Source organism: Streptomyces sp. NPDC058371, assembly GCF_042723265.1.
Classification (GTDB): Bacteria; Actinomycetota; Actinomycetes; order Streptomycetales; family Streptomycetaceae; genus Streptomyces.
In genome coordinates, this window is record NZ_JBHXJC010000001.1 from 989,429 (window position 1) to 1,012,098 (window position 22,670).

Consider the following 22,670-nt stretch of genomic DNA (forward strand, 5'->3'; position numbering starts at 1 on the left):
ACTCCGCCTGCCGGTGGGACCTTCGCGATGGATACGTTTCCATAGCTCCCGACACCGGGTCTGTGTGCCACGGCGACGTCGACAGGCCCCACCTCCCCCACCTCCATGGAGTCGGCATGAACTCACCCGCACGACGACGCCGGAAGTTCGGAACGGGTCTGATCGCGGCGCTGGCCCTCCTGATCCCGGCCACCGGTGGAGTGGCGACCGCCGCCGCCGAGGCGACCGTCTGCAACAAGTACTGCGACGCCCGCGACCCCGCCCTGTCCCCGCAGGACCGGCAACCGGTCACCGCCACCCTCTACTCCCGCACCGTGGCCCTGCACTTCGACGACACCGACGCGATGGGCTGGGCCTCGATCGGCAACGGCAGCCCGGGCGACGAGGTCTGGCTCGACCGCTCCTTCGACGGCGGCCGTACGTGGAGCTCGGGCAGCAGACTCGGCGGCACCACCGTCCCCTCGGGACAAGCGGGTTGGCGCACCCTGATGTACAACGTCGACAACTGGAACGGCAACGGCGTCGGTGCGCTGCGTGCCTGCGGGAAGGCGGGGGACCGGACCGAGATCGCCTGCACGGCGTGGGCCCGTACGACCTGGAACGCCTACAGCCCCCCGACCGCGGCGGCCACCGCGCTCATGCAGTTCTACAACAACTCCACCGGCCTGTTCGACACCACCGGCTGGTGGAACTCGGCCAACGCCCTGACCGCCCTGGTCGACAACATCCGGGTCACCGGAATGCCCAGTTACAAGTACGCCATCGCCAACACCTACGACCGTCAACTGACCGCCCAGGGAGGCCAGTTCAGGAACGACTACATCGACGACACGGGATGGTGGGGGCTGGCCTGGGTCGCGGCGTACGACCTGACCGGTGACGGCCGCTATCTGAACACCGCCCGCGCCGACGCCGACCACATGGCGCGGTACTGGGACTCGACCTGCGGCGGCGGAGTCTGGTGGAGCACCGCGAAGACGTACAAGAACGCGATCGCCAACTCCCTTTACCTGGAGCTCAATGCCGCGCTGCACAACCGCATCGCCGGCGACACGCTGTACCTCGGCCGGGCCAACACGGAGTGGGCGTGGTTCAAGGGCACCGGCATGATCAACAGCTCGCACCTCGTCAACGACGGCATCAACCTGTCGACCTGCGCCAACAACGGATCCACCGCATGGTCGTACAACCAGGGCGTCCTGCTGGGCGGACTGGCCGAGCTGTACCGCGCCACAGGTGACTCGACGCTCCTCACCACGGGCCGTCAGATCGGCACCGCCTCGACCACCTCCACCGCGCTGAACTCCGGCGGAATCCTTCGGGAGCCGTGCGAGACGAGCGGCTGCGGGGCCGACGGACCCTCCTTCAAGGGCGCGTACGTCCGCGGGCTGAGCGCCTTCAACGCCCAGCTCGCCGACCGCCCCTACGCCTCGTACCTCGCACGGCAGGCGGCCGCCGCGTACGCGGGCGACCGCAACGCGCTCGACGCGTACGGGCTGCACTGGGCAGGGCCGATCGACTCGACCGACGCCGCTCGCCAGCAGAGCGCGCTCGACCTGATGAACGCGGCGCCCTGAGGGCGGGGCAAGCGGGCAGCGGGGTGGTCGGGCCGCACCGCAGTCCGCCGGGTCGGCATCGGTCGGCTGTAGCATGAAACGGAAAAATTCCGCCGCTTTGGGAGTCAAGCGATCGACATGGCGTCCAGCCCCGGCACCAATCGGCCCCCGCTGCGGCGGGACGCCGAGGCCAACCGCCGTCGCATCCTCGTCGCGGCCCGTGAGGTGTTCCGCGAGCGCGGCGTCGAGGCGAGCCTCAGTGACATCGCCGCCCACGCCGGGCTGGGCCTGGGCACCGTCTACCGGCGCTTCTCCAGCAAGGCGGAGCTGGTCGACGCGCTCTTCGACGACATGGTCGGCACCCTCGCCGACGTGGCGGAGGAAGGGCTCGCCGACCCGGACGCCTGGCGCGGACTGGTCACCAGCCTGGAGAAGGCCTGCGAGATCCAGGCCTTCGACCGGGGCCTGCGTGAGGTGATGATGGGGGCCGGGGACAGCCCGCAGCGGCAGGCCCTGGTCCTCGCGCGGATCACTCCGGTCATGCACGCACTGATCACGCGGGCGCAGGAGCAGGGGGCGCTGCGCGCCGACATCTCGCCCGTGGACATCCCGATGATCCAGCTGATGGTCGCCGCGGTCACCGACCGGACCGGGCAGCCCGACCTCTGGCGCCGGTATCTGCGGCTGCTGCTCGACGGTCTGCGGGCACAGCCCGGCGCGAGCGCCCCGCTGCCCGACATCGCCATCGGCGACTCCGAGTTCATGAACGCGATGGACGAGTCGAGCGCACGCGAGGTCCTTGAGCGACGCGCTCCGCACTGACGCGGTTCCGCTCTGCCTGTACGCCGACTCCGCGGCGGCTTCGTACCGACTCCGCTGCCTTCTCGTGGGGCCCGCGCCACTGCCCGGTGCCACCCGCGCGAACGTCTCCCCGCGGTCTCCACCGCTCCGAACGCGCGGCCCGCGCCACCGTCCCGTCCCGCCCGGGCCGCCTTCTCGCAAGGTCCGGGCCCCCGGTCACAACCAGGGAGCCGGGGCCGGACCCTCCCGAATCTGCGCCTCGGTCGACCCCTCTCACCGGCCGCTTCCCAGGTCAGGCACCTCGCCCGAACCGTTCTGGAACTAAGTGGGAATCGAATTCCCACTTAGTGCTACCGTGGCTCTCGAAAGTGGGAACAAGTTTTCCACTTATTGTGTCCGAGCGACTACTGGAGAGCCATGACCACGGGCGAAGACAAGATCGTGACCGGCACCCGGACCGGGAACGGAACGCGGGCCGGAAGCAGGAGGCGCAGGCGGGTCGGCATGGGCCTCGCCGCCTCCGTGGTGCTCGGGCTGGTCGTCACGGCCTGCTCCTCGGACAGCGGCAGCACCGCCTCCAGCGCGTCGTCGTCCTCCCCCTCGTCGTCGAAGCCGACGGATTGCCCGGCGGCCCAGGGGCCGGGCGGCGCGCCGGCCGGGCAGACGGGGTCCGGCGCTCCCGGCAAGCCGGCGGGCGGCCCGGCCATCACCATCGCGAAGACGGTCAAGGCGAGCGACACCAGCACCAGCACCGTCATAGACGGCGCCGGCGCCCAGATCGAGTGCGGAAAGACGCAGATCACCACGCACAGCGACGTCGTCTACTCCAGCCCGACGACCGGCGGCAAGAAGACGGATCTGAAGCTGGACCTCCAACTCCCCAAGGGTGACGGCAAGAAGCCCCTCATCGTCTACATGACCGGTGGCGGCTTCGCCATGGCGGACAAGACCGGCAACCTCAACCAGCGGACCTACGTCGCCGAGCAGGGGTACGCCGTCGCCGGCATCCAGTACCGGACCGCCACCACCGGGGCCACCTACGAGGACGCTGTCCAGGACGTGAAGTCCGCGATCCGTTATCTGCGGGCGCATGCCGACGAGTACGGCATCGACTCGGCGCACGTCGCCGTGTGGGGTCAGTCCGCCGGTGGCTATCTCGCCGCGATGACCGGCACCACCAACGGCGTCAAGCAGTTCGAGGCCGGCGACAACCTGGATCAGAGCAGCGATGTGCAGGCGGTCGTCGACGAGTTCGGACCGGGCGACCTGTCCAAGACGGCGTCCGACTTCGACGCCGCGACACAGAAGAGGTACGTGGAAGCCGGCAGCAGCACCGCGAAGTTCGTCTTCGGAGCCGACAGCAAGAAGAAGCTCACGGACGACCCCAGTGCCATCAAGGCCGCCGACCCGAGCACCTATGCCGACTCCTCGGACCCCGCCTTCGTGATCCTGCACGGCAGTGACGACCACCTCGTCTCGCCGAGTCAGACCCTGGCGCTGCACAACACCCTGCGCGACAAGGGGGCCGACAGCACCCGCTACGTCGTCAAGGGCGCGGACCACGGCGATCTCTCGTTCATGGGCGGCGACTCCAAGACCGGGCTCAAGTGGTCGTCCCAGGAGGTGATGGGCGACATCGTCACCTTCCTCGGCAAGCACCTCAACGGCTGACGGGCCCGCCCGCCCGGCCATTCCGGGGGCACCCCGAGCCCCCTCCATCCGGTCACTCGCACGCAGTGACCACCGGTCACCCGGAAATCGGGGGAGCGCAGCTCGCCGCTTTCCGGGTGAAGAGAACTTCACAGTGCGAACTCCCCATCGCTCGCCCTGTGTCACCGCCTTCCCGCCGCTCCGGCACTCCGCTCCCACGCAAGGGGTCGACGATGACTCTCTCCGACATCACGGACGCGCAGACCGCCCGTCCCCGGCACACCTTCCGCTCCGTCTTCCCGGTCCTGGCCCTGTGCTGGCTGGCGGTGTTCTTCGACGGAATGGACGTCAACATCTACGGCGCCGTCATGCCGCACATGCTCGAGGACAGCGGCCTCGGCCTGACCACCTCGATCGCCGGCACCATCGGCAGCTGGACGACGTTCGGCATGCTCATCGGCGCGCTCACCGCCGGCAACATCACCGACTGGCTCGGCCGGCGACCGATCCTCGCCTGCAGTGTGGCGCTGTTCTCCCTCGGCTCCGCGCTGTGTGCCGTGGCCGGCAGCGCCACCGTGTTCAGCGCCGGGCGGTTCATCGCCGGACTCGGCCTCGGCGGACTGATGCCGCTGTGCCTGGCCATGGTGATGGAGTTCGCCCCGCCCCGCCGGGCCGCCCTCACCACCGGGCTGCTGATGACCTCGTACCACGCCGGCGGCATGGCGGCGACGGCCCTCGGACTGACCGTCGCCCCCTCCTTCGGCTGGCGCTGGGTGTTCTGGGCCGGCGTGCTGCCGGCCGTGATCACCGTCCCGCTGCTGCTGAAGCTGATGCCCGAGTCGCCCGGCGTCCTGCTCTCCCGGGGCGACCGGAAAGGTGCCGACCGGGTCGCCGACCGCTACGGGCTGCCCCGGCCCACGCCGGTCGCGAGCCCGGCCGCCGGAGCCCGCGGCCGGCTGGACGCCGTACGCGCGCTGTTCCGTCCCGAATCCCGGTGGGCCACCCCGCTGTTGTGGGTGGCGTCGTTCTGCGGGCTGCTCCTCGTCTACGGAGTCAGCACCTGGCTGCCCACGATGATGAAGGCGTCCGGCTACGGGATGACGTCCTCCGTCAGCTTCCTGCTGGTCATCAACGGGGGCGGAATCGTCGGCATGCTGATCGCCGGCCGGACCGCCGACCGCTTCGGTCCGGTACGGGTCTCGGCGATCTGGTTCACGCTGACCGGCCGGGGCGCTGCTGCTGAAGTCGCACATGCCGCTCGGTCTGACCTACGCCGTCGTGGCGATCACCGGCGTCTGGCTGTTCAGCGCGCAGGTGATGGTGTACGCCACCTCCAACGCCCTGTACCGGGACAGTGAACGCGCCACCGGCCTCGGCTGGGTCACCGGTGTGGGCCGCGCCGGCGCAGTCGTCGGCCCCTCGCTCGTCGGAACCCTCGCCTCGAACGGCAGCCAGAGCTGGGGCTTCGTCGCCTTCGCCCTGGCCGGGGTGACGGGCGCGGTCGCGATCGCGCTCGTACCCCTCGCCGGTCGCCTCGGCGGCGGTCTTCCCGCAGGCCGGCCGGTGAAGACCGCCGCCGCGACGGACGCCTGACGGGAACTAGGAGAACGACGTCAGGTTGAGGCGGATGCCGGTGGGGGCGGTGTCCTGGATGTACGAGGCGAACTCCGCCACGTCGTCGAAGGCGAAGCCGTACGCCTTGCCGTCGGCCGTGGCGGCGTGCACCGCCTTGGCGTAGTGGTTGGTGACCGCGGTCCGGTAGAAGGATGCCGGGTCTGTGGTGGGCTGGGCCGCGGTGCTCACCAGCGTCGTACGGTTGAAGGCCGCGCCCAGCACCGCTGCGACGGGGCCGGTCCTGCCGTCGTTGGGGGCGGCGAGGGCGCCGTCGCAGAAGAGCACATCGCGGGTGGACGGCCTGGCGAAGGACGCGGACGCCGGTCCCGTGAAGGACAGGGTGTCACCGCTGACCCTGCCGGTGAACGTGCCGGCGTTGGTGGTGATGGACAGATCCTTGCCGGCGTACGTGCTCCAGGCCTCGTCGATGTACGAGGCGAAGTAGTCCTTCGCGAACAACCCGGCGTCCAGGCCGTGTCCGGGCGCGACCACCCGCAGGTCGTCCACGACCAGCGGCGCGAACGCGTCGACACCCTTGACCGCGGCGAAGACCTTGTCGCGTCCGCCCGCCACGAGCGTGCCGGTGGTCTGGTCGGCGGACCCGGTGAGCCGGATCGACATCGGCACGCTGAACATGTCGACCATCGTCGTGTTGCAGAACATCCCGGACGAGTTGTAGGTGAACTCGGCGCAGTCGTGCAGCACGTCGTAGCTGGGGTCGGAGGAGACCCAGCCCGCCGGGTACTGGAGGGCCGCGTTCCCGGCGCCGTCCGTCACCGCCTTGAACTTCAGCTTGCTGCCCAGCGAGACGTACACACGGCCGGACATGTACGGAAGGGACAACGTTGTCTCGCCGCTGGAGGCCAACGGGATGGCGTAGTCGGTGAATCCGTCGGCGCCGTTGTCGGACAGGGCGACGGGCGCCAGGGTGCCGTCGGCGGTGACTCGTACCTGCCGTCCGTCCTGGTTGCCGACGATGTAGACGTGGACCGACGCATTGGCGTACTCGCCGGTGGAATTGGTGACGGTCAGTGGGAGCGCTCCCGCGGCGTCGGTGCCGGAGCTGTCGGAGACGCCCGCGCCCAGAGCGCGCGGCGCGATCAGGGCGAGGCCCGGCCCGGCCACGGCGGCGGCAGCGAGTGAGGCGAACATCCTTCTGCGGGTGATCATGTGGTTCCTGTTCCTGTGCGGAGAACGAATCTGGTGCGAGACGGCGTGCGGGCCTAGTTCCAGGCCGAGACGCGTACGTAGTCGACCGTCATGGTCTGCGGGAAGGACGTGGACGCGTCGGGGTCGCCGGGCCAGCTGCCACCGACAGCGAGGTTGAGGATCAGGAAGAACGGGTGGTCGAAGACCCACTTGTTGGAGCCGGCGTCGGCCGGTGTCCTGGTCTCGTACGTCGTGCCGTCCACCGACCACTTGATGGCGTCCGGCGACCACTCCACGGCGAAATCGTGGAAGTCGTCCGCGAAGGCCGTTCCGTTCGGCAGGGTGTAGCCGGCGCCCAGGCCGCCGGAACCGGAGTAGCCGGGGCCGTGGATCGTGCCGTGGACGGTGCCCGGCTCGCTGCCGATGTTCTCCATGACGTCGATCTCACCGCTGTTCGGCCAGCCGGCACTGCCGAGGTCGTTGCCCAGCATCCAGAACGCCGGCCACACCCCCTTGCCGCGGGGGATCTTGATACGGGCTTCGAAACGGCCGTACGCCTGAGTGAACGACTGGGCCGTGTTGAGCCGGGCGGAGGTGTACTTGCAGGCTCCGTACCAGCAGTTCAGGCCGGAGGAGGAGCCGGCGGCGCGGGCGGTGATCACCAGGTGACCGTTGCCGTCGAGGGCCGCGTTGTCAGTGCTGTTGGTGTAGTACTGCAGTTCGTTGTTGCCGTTGCCCGAACCGCCGGTCTCGCGCGTCCACTTGGCGCCGTTGGGGGCGCTGCCGGACGCGCCGTCGAACTCGTCGGACCAGGTCTGGGCGCCGACGGCCGCGTCGGCGCGGGGAGTTGCGGGGCCGGTCAGCGAGAAGCCGACCGCGATGGCGAGGGAGGCGGCCACCAGGGTGGCCAGGCCGCCGAAGGGCAGTGAACGTGAACGGTGTAGAGCCATGCCGAACCTCGATGTGGGGGGAAGATGGACACGGGTGGGGGGTGTGCCCAACGGGTCTGATGCTACGCAGAAGCATTGCTCTGGCCAATGGTGTGCGCGAGCGCGAATTCTGCCTCTGAACTGGCCCTTCTCCCTTGACCCGGATTCATAAGGTTCCCTTAGGGCCTGCTTAAGCAAAGTTGCCGTGGGAGCCTCAACAGGCGTCCGGTGCCTTCGAGTTACAGCGCGGACAGCCAGAACGCCTTGCCCTTCGAGGTGTTCTCGGACAGGTCGACCGGCAGGCCCTGGGTGCGCAGCCGCTCGCCCGTGAACGTCCCCCTGGGGGTGTGCGCCTGAGTGCCGTCGTCGTCGATCGTGATGTCCGTGACGGCGTACGACGTACGGTCCTTGAGCCAGCGCACCTTGGCGTCGACGACCGTCTGCGGGGTGCCGGCGGCGGTCGCGACGAGGAGAGCGGTGCTGCGTGAGGCGTCGGCCCACATCCACACGTACGGGCCCTTGCTGCTGTCCCATGTCGTCGTGTCCCAGCCCTGGCCCAAGTGGACCGGCAGGAAGGGGCCGTCGGTCAGCGCGGTGATCTCGGGCCGTCTGCGCCAGGCGTTGAAGACGCCCATCAGCCGCACCGCCGCCTCGGGCCACTTGGCCGGGTCGCCAGGGTCCTGGGGGAACTTGACGGCGCGGACGGCCAGGTACGCGTAGTAGTCCTCCATCCGGCCGCTCATCCTGCCGCCGTTCATGTAGGTCGCGGCCATCGGCAGATGTCCGAACGCGGTGAGCGCGGTGCGCAGCGACAGATCCTCGCCGGTGATGCCTCCGTTGGAGGTGTTCCAGCCGTTGTACGCGATGTGCAGCAGGCCGTTGTTGCGGTCACCCTGGGTGGGCGCGATGTCGAGTTCACTGGTGAGCTTGGGCAGGTACTGGGGGTTCTTCGTCACCAGGTCGTTGAGCATGTTCCGGGTGCGCAGGGCCTTGCGGTAGACGTTGTCACCGGCGTGCGAGTAGGCGGTCGTCCGCTCGTTCTGCCAGTACTCGGTGAGGTCGATCATGTGCTGGGTGACACCGTAGTCGTTGAGGAGCGTCTCGATCTGGCCGCGTTTGTATGCCAGTTGGGCCGGGTCGGCCAGGTCGCGGCCCTTGAGGTGACCGTCACCCGTCAGCGAGAACCAGAGGCCGAAGCCGAGTCCGTTGTCCTTCAGCGTCCTGGCCAGGGTGCCGAGGCTGGTGATGGCCTTCTTCATGGAGTCGCTGGGCTCGATGGAGTCGCGGGTGGTGTTCCAGTAGTCGTCGAGCATCACCATGTCGAGGCCGGCCCGCTTCGACTGCGGGATGACGGTGTCGTAGTAGTAGCCGGCGGGCAGTTCGCGGCCCGGGCCGCCGCGGTAGTCCCAGTCGTTCTGGTGGAACAGCGTGGTGGTGTGGTGGTACTTGAAGCGCTTGCGGAAGTGCAGCTCGTCGGCCATCTTGCCGTCGACGACGTCCCCCTTGAAGACGGTGAGGTTCACCGCGAGGTACTCGAACTCCTCACCGGGGAACAGTGTCAGCCGCAGCGACTCGGGGTGGGTGTCGACGGAGACGGTGTCCTGCCCGTACCAGGCGTTGATGCCGGCGAAGGGCGGCAGCATGTAGTCGGCCGGGTAGTTGCCGTTGCCGCGCTGCGTCTTCCAGTTGAGCTCGGGACTCAGACTCCAGCCGTCCCCGGTGTCGTACACGGTGAGCGCCTTCTTCGGCCAGGAGTTGCCGACGGGGCCGGTGCCCAGCGGTCCGCGGGTGCTGAACCACTTCATGTTCGGGACGTAGTGCAGGGTGTGCGGGAGGTCCGGCAGCCGCAGGTCGATCACGGTGGAGCGGGTGAGGGTGAGTTCGCGGGCCGGGTCCTCGTTGCGGACCAGGGTGAAGTAGCGCAGGCCCGCGTCACCGTCGTAGATCTCGAAGACCAGGGTGACGGTGAAGGGGCGGGGCGTGGCGCGGCGCAGGGGGATGCGGACGCGCTCACCGACCCGCCACGACCTCTCCTTCGTGCGCACCGTGACGAGTTCCGTGGACGTCGCTCCGAGACTCCAGCCTCCGTCGTCGGCGCGGACGGTGCCGGCGCCGTCGAGTTCATGGGCGAAGAGCAGCGACGGAGCGCTCAAGTAGCCGCGTCCGGCACGCTTGTTGAAGAGGCCGGTGAGGCGGACGGCACCGCCTGAAAAGGTGACAGTGGCGCGCAGCGAGTCGTTCTCGAAGGTCCAGCTTCTGGCTCCGCGTCGGATGGAGTCCGTGACGGCGGCTGCGGGGGCGGCACCGGCGGCCAGGAACGCGGCCGAGGCCGCGCCGAGAAAGAGACGGCGGCTCAGAGGGGACACGGGGGACATCACCCTTCGTCGGGGGGAGGAGGAGCGGGGCAGGGGCCCTCGGGCGTTCTGCGGAGTTCGACGGCCGTGACAGCGAAGGCCAGCGGACCGGGCAGCAGCGGGGCGAGCAGCGGCTGCATCCATACGAACGCGAGGCACAGCACGACGGCCGCCGTGACCCAGGCACACCCGGACGGATCGGCGGCGGAACGCGCGGCCGCCCGGTGCAGAGCCGGACGCCAGCTGCGTGCGACGTCGGGGTCCGCGGCGGTACGGAGGGCGACGACGAGCCCGCCGGCCGCCAGGACCGCCAGCGCCCCGGACATCGGGCGGGCCCCCGGCAGCCCTGCCCTCGTGAGCAGCAGGTCCAGGACGAGCAGCGCGGCGGCCGCGAGGACCGCCGCGCCCGCGAGGAGGGAGCGGACGAGCCCGTGCGCCCGCAGCTCGGCGACGTACTGGCCGAGTGTCGCCGGACGGTCCTCGCTGACCGCGCGTCGCAGGACCGTGCAGGCGGCGGCCAGGGCCACCGGTGCGGTGACCAGCGGGAGGGAGGCGACGGCCGCCGCCAGGCCGACGGCCAGCATGTCGGCGAAGAGAGTGAAGCGCGGTCCGAACAGTTCGCCCGGCTCACGGCTCTGGGGTACGAGAACGCGCACGGCTCAGCCCTTCAGCCCGGACGTCGCCATGCCCTGCACGAGATAGCGCTGGAAGGCGAGGAAGAACAGGACGATCGGCAGCAGGGAGATCACCGACATCGCGAACATCGGGCCGTACGCGGAGCTGCTGGACTGGTCGACGAAGTTGCGCAGGGCCAGGGTGATCGTGAACTTCTCCGGGTCGAAGAGGTAGATCAGCTGGGTGAAGAAGTCGTTCCAGCTCCAGATGAAGGTGAAGATCGCCGTGGTGATCAGCGCGGGCCTGGTCAGCGGGAGGACGACCGACCAGAAGATCCGGAAGGGGCCGCACCCGTCGATACGGGCGGCCTCCTCCAGTTCCCGTGGCAGTCCCCGCATGAGCTGCACGATCAGGAACACGAAGAACGCCTCCGTGGCCAGGAACTTGGGCAGGACCAGGGGCCAATAGGTGTCCACCATGCCGAGCTTGTTGAAGATGATGTACTGCGGGATCAGCACCGCGTGGTGTGGCAGCATCATCGTCGCGACCATGAATCCGAACATCACGCCCCGCATCCGGAAGCGCAGCCGGGCGAACGCGTAGGCCGCGAGCGAGCAGGACAGCACGTTCCCCACCACCGAACCCGCGCTGATCAGCAGGGAGTTGGTCAGCAGACGGGAGACGGTGACACCGCTGACCCCGTCGAGCGCCGTGGTGTAGTTCGACCACTCGAAGTGGCTCGGCAGCAGTTTGAGACTGGTGAGGACCTCGTCCGCCGGCTTGAGGGACGTGGCGAGCAGCCAGACCAGCGGGTAGAGCAGGACGAGGAGCACGAGCACCAGACCGAGGTGCTGCACCGTGCGGACGGTGCGGGAACGGGTGGGTGCGCCCCTGCCGGCAGACGTGACCGTGGTCATCTCAGGCCCCCTCATGGGCGTAGAAGACCCAGGCGCGCGAGGTCTTGAAGAGGACGAGGGTCACCGCGCCGATGGCGAGGAGCAGGACCCACGCCATGGCCGAGGCATAGCCCATGTGCGAGGCGGAGAAGCCGCGTTCGTAGAGGTAGAGCGTGTAGAACATGGTCGAGTCGGCGGGGCCGCCCTTGCCGCCGCTGATCGCGAACGCCGGGGTGAAGACCTGGAACGACTGGATGGTCTCCAGCACGAGGTTGAAGAAGAGGACCGGCGAGAGCATGGGCAGCGTCACGGACACGAAGCGCCGCCACCTCCCCGCGCCGTCGAGGGCGGCCGCCTCGTACAGGTCGGCCGGGATCTGCTGGAGCCCGGCCAGGAAGATGACCATCGGGGCACCGAACTGCCAGACGGACAGCAGCGCGACCACGAACACGGCCAGGTGCGGGTCGGCGACCCAGCCGCCGGTGTGGATGCCCACGGAGGACAGCACGTTGTCGACGGTGCCGCCGTCGTTGTACAGCGCCCGCCACACCAGCGCGATCGACATGCTCGCGCCGAGCAGGGAGGGGGCGTAGAAGGCCGACCGGTAGACGCCTTTGCCGCCGCGCAGGCCCTTGAGCAGGAGCGCGACGCCCAGCGCGAGCGCCAGCTTGAGCGGCACGGCGACCACGACGAACAGGAGCGTGGTGCCCACCGACCGCCAGTAACGCGGATCCGCGGTGAACATGTCGGTGTAGTTGCGCAGCCCGACCCACTTCGGGGCGTCGAAGAGGTTGTAGTCGGTGAACGACAGATACAGCGACACCGCCATGGGCGCGAGCGTCAGGAGCAGGACGCCGAGGATCCACGGGGACAGGAAGACATAGGCGGATGCCTGGCGGTCACCGCGCCGGCTGTGCGGCCTCGGCGCTGTCGCCGCGGTCGCCTTGCGGGGCGGGGCGGCGGTGGTCGTCATCGCAGCTCCCTCTTCGCCTCGGCCACGAACTCCTCGGCGGCTCCCCGTGGGCTCTGCATCCCGTAGATGACGCGCTGATAGGTGCGGGTGAAGGAGACCTGGAGGACGACGTCACCGCGGGGCGGGGCGGCGGGCGGGGCGTCCGTGCCGTAGGCGGCGATCCTGCGGCCGTAGTCGTACACCTCCTTCTCGGGTCCTTTGAGGTCCCGGCCGATGGACTGGGCGATCCGCCGGTTGGGCGGCGTCGACCGCGTGACGCCGAGGATCTCGGCCGCGGCGGGGTCGTTGAGCAGGAAGTCGATCAACTCGGCGGCCTCCTTGGGGTGATGGGTGCCCGCACCGACGCCGACGAGCATCGTCGGCTTGAAGTACTGGCCCGCCCTGCCGTCGGTCGTGGGCACGGGCGCGAAGTGGACGTTCTCGCCGAGCAGCGGTGGATAGCCGAGGAAGGGGCCGTCCCAGTTGAAGTCGGTGGCGGCCAGCCCCCGGCCCATCGGGGTGTCCTCGACCGCGCCGCTGATCTGGGCGGTGTCCTCCGCCCGGGAGGCGACGCCCTGACGGCGCAGCCCGTCGGTGAAGGTCCAGAACACGGTCAAGTCGGCAGCGGTGAAACCGAGTCGGTGCTGGGAGGCGTACAGCCGCTTGCCCTGTCCGCGCAGCCAGTTCTCGAAGGCGTCCTCGTTCACCCCGATGTCGGTGAGACCGGTGTACGCCCGGCCGCCCGGGCCCGACAGCCGCAGCGCGCTGATCCTCCTGCCCGCCTCCACCCAGTCGTCCCAGGTCCAGCCGGGCTCGGGCGCGGCGACCCCGGCTTTCCTGAACACCGAGGCGTCGTAGGCGAATCCGGTCGAACCCCGGCCCATCGGGAGGGCGTACTGGCGGCCTTCGTGGGCGCCGGTGCGCGTCAGGCCCTTGTCGAAGTCACCGGTCCGGATGGCGCCACCCTTGATCCAGGGGTCGAGGTCCAGGAGCGTGCCGCTGCCCGCGTACTGGGAGATCTGCCGGTAGTCGAGCTGCGCCACGTCCGGCAGATCGCCGCCCGCCGCCTGGGTGGCGAGCTTCTGCACGTACGCCTCGTAACCGGCGAAGGAGGTGCGGACGGTGACGCCCGGGTGCCCCTTCTCGAAGAGATCCACGGCCGCGTCGGTGCGCCCTGCGCGGTCCTCGTTGCCCCACCAGGCGAAGCTCAGCGTCACTTGGCCGCCGGTCTCCGCGGTGGCACCACTGTCTCCTGAGCAGCCGGCGAGACCCGCGAGGAGCAGGCCGAGTGCCGTGGCCAGAGCGCCCACTCTCCGGCGGGTGCGGGGTCGTGTCATGGCGATGTCTCCTGGAGTGCGAGTGCGGAGTTGACATCGTTGTCGGAAGGCAGGGGCGGGCGGAATTTCGCGGGCCGGGTGCGTGCTGCCGGCCTGGGGAGGGTGCGTGCCGGTCCGGGGAGGGTGAGTGCTCCCTGCCCGCAGAGGGTGCGTGCTGCCGGCCCGCGGAGGGCCGCGATGGCAACGTTCCCATCGGCGGCCGGAGCGTGCTGCGGGAAGATTCGTGGGATGCGCATCGTCGCGATCAACACTCCATCAGGCGTGCGGCTGACATGACGCGGGGCTGCGGCCCAGCGGGCCGAAAGGGCTGAACGGCGGGCGACAGCAAGCGCTTTCGCCACCGCGAAACCTAAGCGGCGTCCGACCGGCCGGTCAACAGTGCTGCACGGCCGCCTTCCTGCTCACCAATGGCGACTGCCCACGCGAGGGCCCGTGTGTCGCAAGAGGTGCCGGGGCCCTTGACGTGCGCCGGGGGCGGGCCGAACAATGACCGAGCTCTCTGACAACGTTGTCGAAAGAGGTCGTCGATGTCGCAGCACACTGCTGGGTTCCCCCACAGGTTGACGCGCCGCCGAGCCCTGCACCTGCTCGGCGTCCCAGCGGCTCTGACGGCCGTGCCGTGGGCGCTGAACCCGGCGCGCGCCGCGGCTGCGACACCACCCGCCGCCCCGGCGGCGGACCCCGTCCAGGACACGTACTACCGTGTCCTGCTCTCCCACACCCGCTGGTCCGAAGGGCAGTGGGACACGGCTCAGGGCCACTACACCGACAAGGACTTCGGCTTCGCCGTCGTGCTGGGCAACGCCGTACTGCTGACCCGGGGCACCTATGACGCCGAGCGCGCCGGAGTCGACAGGGACACGCTGCGCACCCGCACGCTCGCCACCCTCAAGCACTTCGCGGCGTCGAACCGGCTGGCCGGCGGCACCCAGTGGGGCCGCAAACTGTTCTTCGACACCACCTTCCAGTCGTACTTCGTCCTGGCGGCCCGGCTGCTCTGGGACGATCTCGACGAACCGACGCGCCGGAACGTCGACACCATCGCCCGCGAACAGGCCGCGTACACCGCGCAGTTGGGCACCGGCGACGATCCCGACTCCGGCGGCTGGACCCCGCACGGGGCCGACGGCGGCTTCGCGGGGGACACCAAGCTGGAGGAGATGGGCGTCTACGCCCAGTCGCTCGCACCCGGTCTGGCCTGGGCGAACGACGACCCGCGCTACGAGGCGTGGCGGACCGCATTCGGCCGCTGGAGCCGCAACGAGGCGGGTCTGCCGGCCGCCGACCTCGCCAACCCGGCCCGGGTGGACGGGGTCGCCGTCAGCGAGAACACCGCACAGAACCTGTACGACACGTTCATCGTGGAGAACCACGGCTCGTTCGGCCCGCACTATCAGGAGGAGCTCTGGCGCACCTCCGGCCGCAACGCTGCCCACTTCCTGGCCGCGGGCCGCGCGCTGCCCCAGGTGCTCACCGCACAGCCGAACGCCGGACCGCTGTGGCGCACCCTGCTCGGCGTGATGAGCGACGCGGGGGAGCCCCTGATGCCGATGGTCGCCGACCGTGAACACCTCTACGGCCGTGACGTCATCCCGCTCGCCTTCCTGGCGCAGGTGCTCGGCGACCGCGCCGCCGCCCGCTGCGAACTCGCCCTGGCCGAACGCCTGGAGGCGTATCAGCAGTACCCGCCGCAGTACCGGCTCGCGAAGTTCTCGGGTGAGCCCAAGTACGAGCCCGAGGCACGCGCCGAACTGGCCATCAGCTATCTGCTGCACGAGTGGCGGGCGCAGTCGGGCCACCCTGCCGTGCAACCCCTTTCGCAGCGGGCGCTCTTCGAGCAGGCCAGCGGCGTCACCGACTACGGCACTGGCCCGGGCCTGGTCTCCCACCAGTCGCCCGGCGCCTGGGCCGGCGTCGTCAGCAAGTCCGGCTTCGTCAAGTTCGCCTGGCAACCGGCCCATGACGACTGGCTGTTGGCGCTCAGCGGTACGACCCCGATGTTCCTGCCGAGCGCCGGCGCGAAGGTCGTCCGACGCTCCGTGGCCGTGTACTCGCGGCTGCGGGACGGCTTCGACGGCAGCGCGAGCCTGCTCTCGCTCGACAACGGGTTCGCCGGCTTCACCACCCTGCCCTCGGGCTCCGTCGTGTACGCGACCTCGGGGACGGCCCACGGTGAGGGCCACCTGGAGGTGCGCAATCTGAACATGCCCGGGATGCCGGGGCTGGACGGAACCCGTACCTACCGGTCCGCCGAGGGCACCACGGTGGTTCCGGCCGCGGCGGGCACCGCCACCCCCGGAGGGCCGCGCGTCGATGAACTCACCTTTCCCCGTGGCCAGTTCAGTCGGCTGCGCATGCTGGGCGTACGCCCCGACCCCTCGTACGGCTATTCGCTGTACGCGTTCGAGATACGCGACGGGGCTTCGGGTTCCGACCTGGCACGCGGCGCGGGCACGACGGCTTCGGCGTCCTCCTTCGATCCCGGCCGGGAAGCGGCACTCGCCGTCGACGGTGACGGCTCGACCCGCTGGGCGGTGTCCCGGGCGGACCGGCCCCGGGCCGACAGCTGGATCGCCGTCGACCTGGGAGAGGCGCAGTACGTGGACCGGGTGACACTGCGCTGGGAGGCGGCGGCCGGCCGGGCGTACCGGTTGCAGGGGTCGGCCGACGGCCAGGAGTGGACCGACCTGGCCGCCTGGCCGCGGCCGGATCTCACCAGCCGTGGCGGCTGGCTCGACATCGACGGTCGTGCCGGCCTCGTCGTACGGGGCGGCGCCCACCCGATCTCGGTGTACGGCGACACGGTCGTCCTCTCCGACGGGCCGGCCGAAAGTGTGCTGATCGAGGGACTGCCCGGGGCGACGCCGTACGAGCTGCGCACACTGGCCGCACGCAGGGCCCCCTCGGTGCGGTCCGCGCAGGTGAAGGCGGCCCTCACCGACGACCATCTGAGCCTGTTCAACCTCTCCCCGGACGCGGTGACCACCACGGTCACCGTCCCCCGCGCTCCTTCGGAGCCAATGCGCCTCTACGAGGGGACGCAGACCGTCACCGGGACCGGCACCGAGTACCACGCCGAGGCAGCCGCCGCGTCCGCGGTGCTGCTGCCGCCACGGCTCACCCTGTCCGGCGACCTCGTTCCGGCCGGCCTCCGCGCCGAGGTGATCGACGGCAGCACCGTACGGCTCAGCGGGCCTGCCTGCCACGTCACCGTCTCGGCGCAGGGCAGGAGTGTGGAGGCAACGGTCCGCACGGGCCGTACGACCACGGTCACCGTGCCGCGCGCGCTCGCTCATCCCCTCGCCGACCTCGCGCTCGGCCGGCCCACCTTCCCGACCGCGCCCCTGCCGCCCGGCATGACGGATCCGAAGGCGGCGGTCGACGGGGACGAGGGCACCGCGTGGACACCCGGCCCCGACGGTCGCATGGTGGTCGACCTGGGCGCCGAACAGCACCTCACGGAGGTGCGCACGCAGTGGCGGGACGGCCAAAGCCCGGTGGCAGAAGCCGAGTTCAGCCGGGACGGCCGTACGTACAGCGGGGCGGCGCGGCTGTCGGCGCGCGGGGTGCTGCGTGCCGACCGCACGGCCCGCTATGTGGCGCTGCGGGTCGTCGGACCGGCCGGCGGTCGCACCGCGCTGACCGCGCTCACCGTGACCTGATGCCGCACGGCGGCCGGCTGCCCCGCCCGTCGCCGTGCGGAGGCGACGGCGGGCGGGGCGGTCCGGTCAGGGGTACGAGACCACCGTCGACGGCACGGTCGTGGTCCCCGAGGTCGGGGAACCCGTCTCGTTGATGACATGTTCGTACTGTCCCTGGCCGCCGAGCGAGACGACCAGCAGGTTGTGGAACTTGACGCCCGACCTGTTCGGGGCGGCGAATCCGTTGTGCTGGAGGATCGTCGGGGCGACGTTGTAGTAGCAGTAGCTGCCGAGGCCCCATCCTTCATGTGTGGTCACGGAGTCGGCGACCTTGTAGGCCGCGTAACCCTTGATGCTCCCGTTCTGGATCGCGGCCTGGTTCGGGGCGTCGTACGCCTTCTCGTTCTGGAAGAAGATGGTGCGACCGCGCTGGCCGTACCACTGGACGTCGTACTTGTTGAAGTGCTCGACGAACAGGCCGGTGATCAGCACGTCGTCGCCGTTGACTCGGAGGCCGTAGTCGGCCCGGTTGGTCTCCCAGCCGACTCCGGTGCCGTGGTCGGCGCGCCAGATCCAGGTGTGGTCGACGATGGTGTTGCGGCTGTTGATCACCATGCTGGTGGTGGCCTTGCCCGCGCCGGCGCCGCCGATGCGGACGAACACGTCCTGCACGGTGGTCGGGTTGGCGGCGTGGCTCGCCGTGGCTCCCGTGGGGCCGACTTCGAGCAGGGTCGTGGAGTTGACGGTGCCCGCGTCGATGAGGAAGCCGGCGAGACGCACGCCGTCCACGTCGGCGACCTTGAGGGCGGTCACTCCGTTGTTCGGGATCAGAGTGGCGTAACCGAGCCCGAGGACCACGGTGTTCGCGCGGTTGACCTGGATCGGCTGGTCGAGGTGGTAGATCCCCGGGGTGAGGAGCAGGTGGAGCCCCTGGGCGAGGGCCGCGTTCAGGGTGGCCGCGGTCGCGTCGGGCTTGGCCACGTAGAACTGGCTCAGCGGCAGCGAAGTGCCTCGGGGGGTGCCGCTGCCCCAGGTGGTGCCGCGCGCATTGGTGCGCAACTCCGGCAGGAAGACCCGGTATTCACTCCCGGAGAGGTAGAGGAACGGCTTCTCGCGGGAGATCGGTGTGTTGTTGAGCGTGGTGTACGGCGGGTTCGGGAAGGTCTGGGCGGGTGCGCCCTCGACGCCGGAGAACACCATGTTCCACACGGCGTTGAGCCAGCCGCCGACCGAACTGTCGCGGGTGTACCACTGCTGCTGCGAGTACGGTCCGACGGTGCCGTCGATACGGCTGTCGGCGATGTAGCCGCCGCTGGCCCAGCCGTAGCCGTTCGGGGAGAGGTTGAGACCCCCCTTGACGTGCATGCGCCGGAACGGGGCGGCCTGTGCGACGGCCCAGCGGTTGGTGCCGTTGACGGGGTTCAGCGCGAGGTTCTCCGCCGAGCGCCAGAAGTTCTGCGTGGCGTTGCCGTTGAACCAGCCGGCGTCGACGGTCACGTCCCCGTTGATCGTGGTGTCGTCCGGGGAGAGGCCGAGACCCGCGATGGAGGTGTAGAAGCCGAGCTGGGCGTTCAGCCCGTTGTAGGTACCCGGCTTGAACAGCAGCGCATAGCGGCCCGTGCCGAACTGAGCCGTCTCCTGCTGCGCGAACACCTGGTCCAGTCTGGCCTGGATGCCGGAGGTGGAGGGATCGAAGACGATCACGTTCGGTCCGAGATCGCCGCCGCCGGGGAGGGCGGCCCGGACACCACTCGGTGCGGGCGCGGCCTCGGCAGGTGACGACAGGGCCAGCAGGCCGGGTGCCGCCGCGGCGGCGGCCATGGCACCCAGAACCGAGCGACGGGCCAGGGGGGACCGGTCGGCGGACGAAGGGTCTGTGGACTCAGGGGGCATGGGGGCGACTCTCCTGTTCAGGAAATGAACGGTGTGGGGTGTCTGGGAGCGCTCTCTCGCCGATGCATGCTTCATCCGGGTGAACGACGCGTCAATAGTTGTGACCGGAGTCCTGAAGGTTGTTGCCGACGGGTGGACAACTAGATGCTGGTTTACGGTAGTTCGGGTATTCAACAATCCTGGGGCCGCTGTCGGGCCGCGGAGAGTGCTGCGTTCAAGAGGTGCTCGAAAGTCGGGGCAAGATCCCCGGTCCGCTCCCTTGACACCCTCGCGTCACCGCCACAACACTCCGGTTGGGAGAGCGCTCTCCCAGATGTACGGCACAGGTGACGATCCGTCATACGGGTGGCCCTGAGAGCGCTGTGCGCCTCGACGCCGTTCACGGTCGCCTGACCCCCACCGCCCCATCGACGTGGCAGGAGGTCTCCACGGCACGGAGATCGAAGGTCGTCTCAGGAATCCTGATATCCAGCGCACTGCTGCTGACCTCGCTCGGACTGGGCGCGGTGGCCGGGAGCGCCGGCGCGCTCCCGGACGGCCCGGGTCCGCGGTGGAGCGCCCCGAGCGATGGCGCGCGGGGTGGGCGGCCGTCCGTGCGGCACCGGGGGAGACGGTCGTGGCACGGATCGGGATCCCGGCACGCGCGTTGCGCCACTGGGCGGGGGACGAGCGCGGCCGGCGCACGGAACCCGGTCCGTACCGCGTACTGGCGGGCCGCTCGGTCGGCGATCCCCCGCTGACGACGACCTTCGAGGTCACAGCACCCGGCTGACCGGTGGGGATCGAAGAGAGCGCTCTCTGACGCCGCCGGGAGAGCGCTCTATACCGTTCGCGGGCCCGGCCGTTAGGGTGCGGGAATGAGCAGACAGGCTCCTACGCTGGAGGACGTCGCGCGGGAGGCGGGGGTCTCCCGGGCGACGGTGTCGCGGGTCATCAACGGCGTCCGCAACGTCGACCCGGTCATTCAGGACACCGTGCGCGAGGCCATCGAGCGCACCGGGTACGCCCCCAACCGCGCCGCCAGGTCCCTGGTGACCCGGCGCACGGAGACCGTGGCGCTGATCGTCTCCGGCGCGGGCGACGCCTCCGAGGAGGAGCAGAACGCCTTCGCGGCACGGGTGTTCGCGGACCCGTTCTTCGGCCGGGTCGTCGGCGGAGTCGTGGGCCATCTGCGGCCCCGCTCGATGCATCCGGTCCTGATGTTCGCCGAGTCCGCGGAAGCCAGGCATCAGGCGCTGGCGTATCTGCGGCAGGGCAGTGCGGACGGCGCGCTGGTCGTCTCCACCCACGCGGACGATCCGCTGCCCGCGCTGCTCGCCGACGCCGGGGTGCCGGCGGTGCTGTTCGCGCGGCCGTCACGTCCGGTCCCGCTGAGCTACGTCGACCTGGCGCACCGGGACGGCGGACGGCTGGCCGCCGAGCATCTGCTGCGCCGGGGCTGCCGGCGGATCGTCACCGTCTCCGGGCCGCTGGCCGTCTCCGCGAGCCAGGACCGGCTGGCCGGGTTCCGCGAGACGATGGCGCGCCGGGGGCATCCGTATGTGCCGGTCGCCGAGGGCGGGTTCACCGTGGACAGCGGTATGGCGGCGATGTCCGGACTGCTCACCGAACACCCTGACCTGGACGGGGTGTTCGCGGCCAACGACCTGATGGCCCAGGGCGTGTGCCAGATACTGCGGGAGCGGGGCAGGCGCGTGCCGGACGACGTCGCCGTGGTCGGCTTCGACGACTCCAGCGTGGCGGTCACCTGCCGGCCGCCGCTGACGACCGTGCGTCAGCCGGTCGAGGAGATGGCGGCGGCGATGGCCCGGCTCCTGGACGAGCACATCCGGGGCGTCCGCACCGAGCCCACGTCGCTGATCTTCGAGCCCGAACTCGTGGTGCGCGCCTCGGCGTAGGACGCACCGGCGCGCTCCCGGGCCGGCTCACCGCCCCACCGCCCCGCCTCGTCGTAGTTGCTCACTCCTCCTCGGCCGAAGTGGTGTCCTGCTCCTCGGTGTCCGGGCCCTGGGACCGGACGCGCCGCACATGCTCCAGAGAGTCCCGCAGTTCCGTGAGCCAGTCGTCCGTGTGGCGCTGGACGAGACGCACGCACCAGGCGAGGGCGTCGCTGCGGCTGCGGGCGACCCCGGCCGCGATGAGCGTGTCCAGCACCTCGCGCTCGGGCTGCCGCAGCCGGGTCATCACCGGCGCGGCGACATGGGTGAACAGGGCGCGCTCGTCGCCGCACTCCACACCCCACGAGACCTTCTTGCGGAAGCGGTGCTCCGCCTCGCGGGCCACCGCCACCCGCTCCTCACGGGTGCGCTCCCGGAATTCCTGGATACGTGCCTGGACGGCCGCCTCCTTCTCGGCGGCCGACGCGCCCTCGGCGAGCCGGGGTTCGCCGATCCGGCCCACGACCGTGATCTCCTCCCGGTCGACAGTGACCTCCGTGAGGCTCTCGAAGAGGTCGTCGGACAGGCGGCCGGCGAACCAGCCGCGCAGCTTCTCGCGTTGCTCCTGAGTAATCATGTAATGAAAATTACTCCTCCATCGCGGTCCCGCAAAGCGGTCGGGGAGGGGTCTGCCCTGAGCTGAACCGGAATGTTTCAGGCCTATTGCAGAGCCGTGGAAATCCGGCCAGCGGGCCGAGTCCGGAGATCAACTACCCCGAAGTTCCGGGGATTGCGCGTTCGAATTCTGTGACTTCGCGCCACTGATTCAATACTGAAAGTTACCGAAACCCGTGGGGTCGATGTGTGTTTCCGGGCCGGACTCGGCAGACTCGCGCTCGCCGCACCGGCACACAACCGAGCCGGTGCAGCACTCAACAGAGCGGAAGGATGCACACAATGCCGAACACCGCGCGCTGGGCAGCGACTCTCACCCTGACGGCCACCGCCGTCTGCGGACCCCTTGCCGGGTCCGCCCTCGCCGCCCCGGGCTCCGCCCCTGCCGCGCTCTACGCCCCCTCGGCCCTGGTCCTCACCATGGGCCACGGTTACAGCGCGGCCACCGTGACACCCGAGCGTGCCGTCACCCTGAACTGCGCGCCGACCGCCTCGGGCACCCACCCGGCCGCCGTCGATGCCTGCGCCGAACTGCGCGCGTCCGACGGTGACTTCGATGCCCTGGAGGCGAGAGGCGAGGTGATGTGTACCAAGCAGTTCGATCCGGTGGTCGTCACCGTCGACGGCGTCTGGCAGGGCAAGCGCGTCTCCTATGAGCGCACCTTCGCCAACGAGTGCGTGAAGAACTCCTACGGGATGACCGTCTTCACGTTCTGAGGACCGGGGTCGCG

17 protein-coding genes and 1 pseudogene are annotated in these 22,670 nt (G+C 70.0%); 9 read left to right on the forward strand and 9 right to left on the reverse strand.

What is annotated here, in order from left to right:
* Positions 1-116 precede the first annotated feature (116 nt).
* From ACFWM2_RS04290 to ACFWM2_RS04310, 5 genes are all read left to right on the forward strand, one after another.
* Complete coding sequence (locus tag ACFWM2_RS04290) at positions 117-1,577, forward strand: glycoside hydrolase family 76 protein (protein WP_383272815.1); 1,461 nt, start codon at positions 117-119, stop codon at positions 1,575-1,577.
* Positions 1,578-1,694: 117 nt separating this feature from the next.
* On the forward strand, positions 1,695-2,378 hold the full coding sequence (locus tag ACFWM2_RS04295; RefSeq protein WP_383272817.1) for a TetR/AcrR family transcriptional regulator: 684 nt from the start codon (positions 1,695-1,697) through the stop codon (positions 2,376-2,378).
* Positions 2,379-2,774: 396 nt separating this feature from the next.
* A complete protein-coding gene (locus ACFWM2_RS04300; RefSeq protein ID WP_383272819.1) occupies positions 2,775-4,028 on the forward strand; it encodes an alpha/beta hydrolase fold domain-containing protein in 1,254 nt (417 codons plus the stop codon).
* Positions 4,029-4,240: 212 nt separating this feature from the next.
* A complete protein-coding gene (locus tag ACFWM2_RS04305) occupies positions 4,241-5,365 on the forward strand; it encodes an MFS transporter (RefSeq protein ID WP_383272821.1) in 1,125 nt (374 codons plus the stop codon).
* Entirely contained in the window at positions 5,325-5,600 is a 276-nt protein-coding gene (locus ACFWM2_RS04310) for a hypothetical protein (RefSeq protein ID WP_383272823.1), read from the forward strand. Before ACFWM2_RS04305 ends, ACFWM2_RS04310 begins: the two co-directional genes overlap by 41 nt.
* A gap of 6 nt (positions 5,601-5,606) precedes the next feature.
* Here ACFWM2_RS04310 and ACFWM2_RS04315 read toward each other — a convergent pair whose 3' ends face one another.
* From ACFWM2_RS04315 to ACFWM2_RS04345, 7 genes and pseudogenes are all read right to left on the reverse strand, one after another.
* Positions 5,607-6,791 carry a glycoside hydrolase family 64 protein gene (locus ACFWM2_RS04315; protein WP_383272825.1) on the reverse strand — a complete coding sequence of 395 codons (1,185 nt, stop codon included), beginning with the start codon at positions 6,789-6,791 and terminating at the stop codon, positions 5,607-5,609.
* A 62-nt stretch (positions 6,792-6,853) separates the two neighbouring features.
* Positions 6,854-7,720, reverse strand: a pseudogene (locus ACFWM2_RS04320) (family 16 glycosylhydrolase); the annotation flags it as partial.
* Between the two features lie 218 nt (positions 7,721-7,938).
* Positions 7,939-10,065: a hypothetical protein gene (locus ACFWM2_RS04325; RefSeq protein WP_383272827.1), complete on the reverse strand. Its 2,127-nt coding sequence runs from the start codon at positions 10,063-10,065 to the stop codon at positions 7,939-7,941.
* 8 nt (positions 10,066-10,073) lie between these two features.
* Complete coding sequence (locus tag ACFWM2_RS04330) at positions 10,074-10,709, reverse strand: hypothetical protein (protein ID WP_383272829.1); 636 nt, start codon at positions 10,707-10,709, stop codon at positions 10,074-10,076.
* 3 nt (positions 10,710-10,712) lie between these two features.
* Entirely contained in the window at positions 10,713-11,585 is an 873-nt protein-coding gene (locus tag ACFWM2_RS04335) for a carbohydrate ABC transporter permease (RefSeq protein ID WP_383272831.1), read from the reverse strand.
* A gap of 1 nt (position 11,586) precedes the next feature.
* Positions 11,587-12,537 carry a carbohydrate ABC transporter permease gene (locus ACFWM2_RS04340; protein ID WP_383272833.1) on the reverse strand — a complete coding sequence of 317 codons (951 nt, stop codon included), beginning with the start codon at positions 12,535-12,537 and terminating at the stop codon, positions 11,587-11,589.
* Complete coding sequence (locus ACFWM2_RS04345) at positions 12,534-13,853, reverse strand: ABC transporter substrate-binding protein (protein WP_383272835.1); 1,320 nt, start codon at positions 13,851-13,853, stop codon at positions 12,534-12,536. The genes ACFWM2_RS04340 and ACFWM2_RS04345 overlap by 4 nt, the downstream gene beginning before the upstream one ends.
* 527 nt (positions 13,854-14,380) lie before the next feature.
* Here ACFWM2_RS04345 and ACFWM2_RS04350 point away from each other — a divergent pair.
* Entirely contained in the window at positions 14,381-17,515 is a 3,135-nt protein-coding gene (locus tag ACFWM2_RS04350) for a discoidin domain-containing protein (protein WP_383272837.1), read from the forward strand.
* A gap of 66 nt (positions 17,516-17,581) precedes the next feature.
* On the opposite strand, the gene ACFWM2_RS04355 is transcribed toward ACFWM2_RS04350, so the two are convergent.
* On the reverse strand, positions 17,582-19,387 hold the full coding sequence (locus ACFWM2_RS04355; protein WP_383272839.1) for a coagulation factor 5/8 type domain-containing protein: 1,806 nt from the start codon (positions 19,385-19,387) through the stop codon (positions 17,582-17,584).
* Between the two features lie 550 nt (positions 19,388-19,937).
* Between ACFWM2_RS04355 and ACFWM2_RS04360 the strand changes: the two genes are divergently transcribed.
* Both ACFWM2_RS04360 and ACFWM2_RS04365 read left to right on the forward strand, forming a co-directional pair.
* On the forward strand, positions 19,938-20,159 hold the full coding sequence (locus tag ACFWM2_RS04360) for a fibronectin type III-like domain-contianing protein (protein WP_383272841.1): 222 nt from the start codon (positions 19,938-19,940) through the stop codon (positions 20,157-20,159).
* 85 nt (positions 20,160-20,244) lie between these two features.
* Entirely contained in the window at positions 20,245-21,285 is a 1,041-nt protein-coding gene (locus tag ACFWM2_RS04365; protein ID WP_383272843.1) for a LacI family DNA-binding transcriptional regulator, read from the forward strand.
* 61 nt (positions 21,286-21,346) lie between these two features.
* On the opposite strand, the gene ACFWM2_RS04370 is transcribed toward ACFWM2_RS04365, so the two are convergent.
* Positions 21,347-21,901 (reverse strand): hypothetical protein, encoded by a 555-nt coding sequence (locus tag ACFWM2_RS04370; protein ID WP_383272845.1) that lies wholly within the window; start codon positions 21,899-21,901, stop codon positions 21,347-21,349.
* A gap of 320 nt (positions 21,902-22,221) precedes the next feature.
* Between ACFWM2_RS04370 and ACFWM2_RS04375 the strand changes: the two genes are divergently transcribed.
* A complete protein-coding gene (locus tag ACFWM2_RS04375; protein ID WP_383272847.1) occupies positions 22,222-22,656 on the forward strand; it encodes a protease inhibitor in 435 nt (144 codons plus the stop codon).
* Positions 22,657-22,670 lie beyond the last annotated feature (14 nt).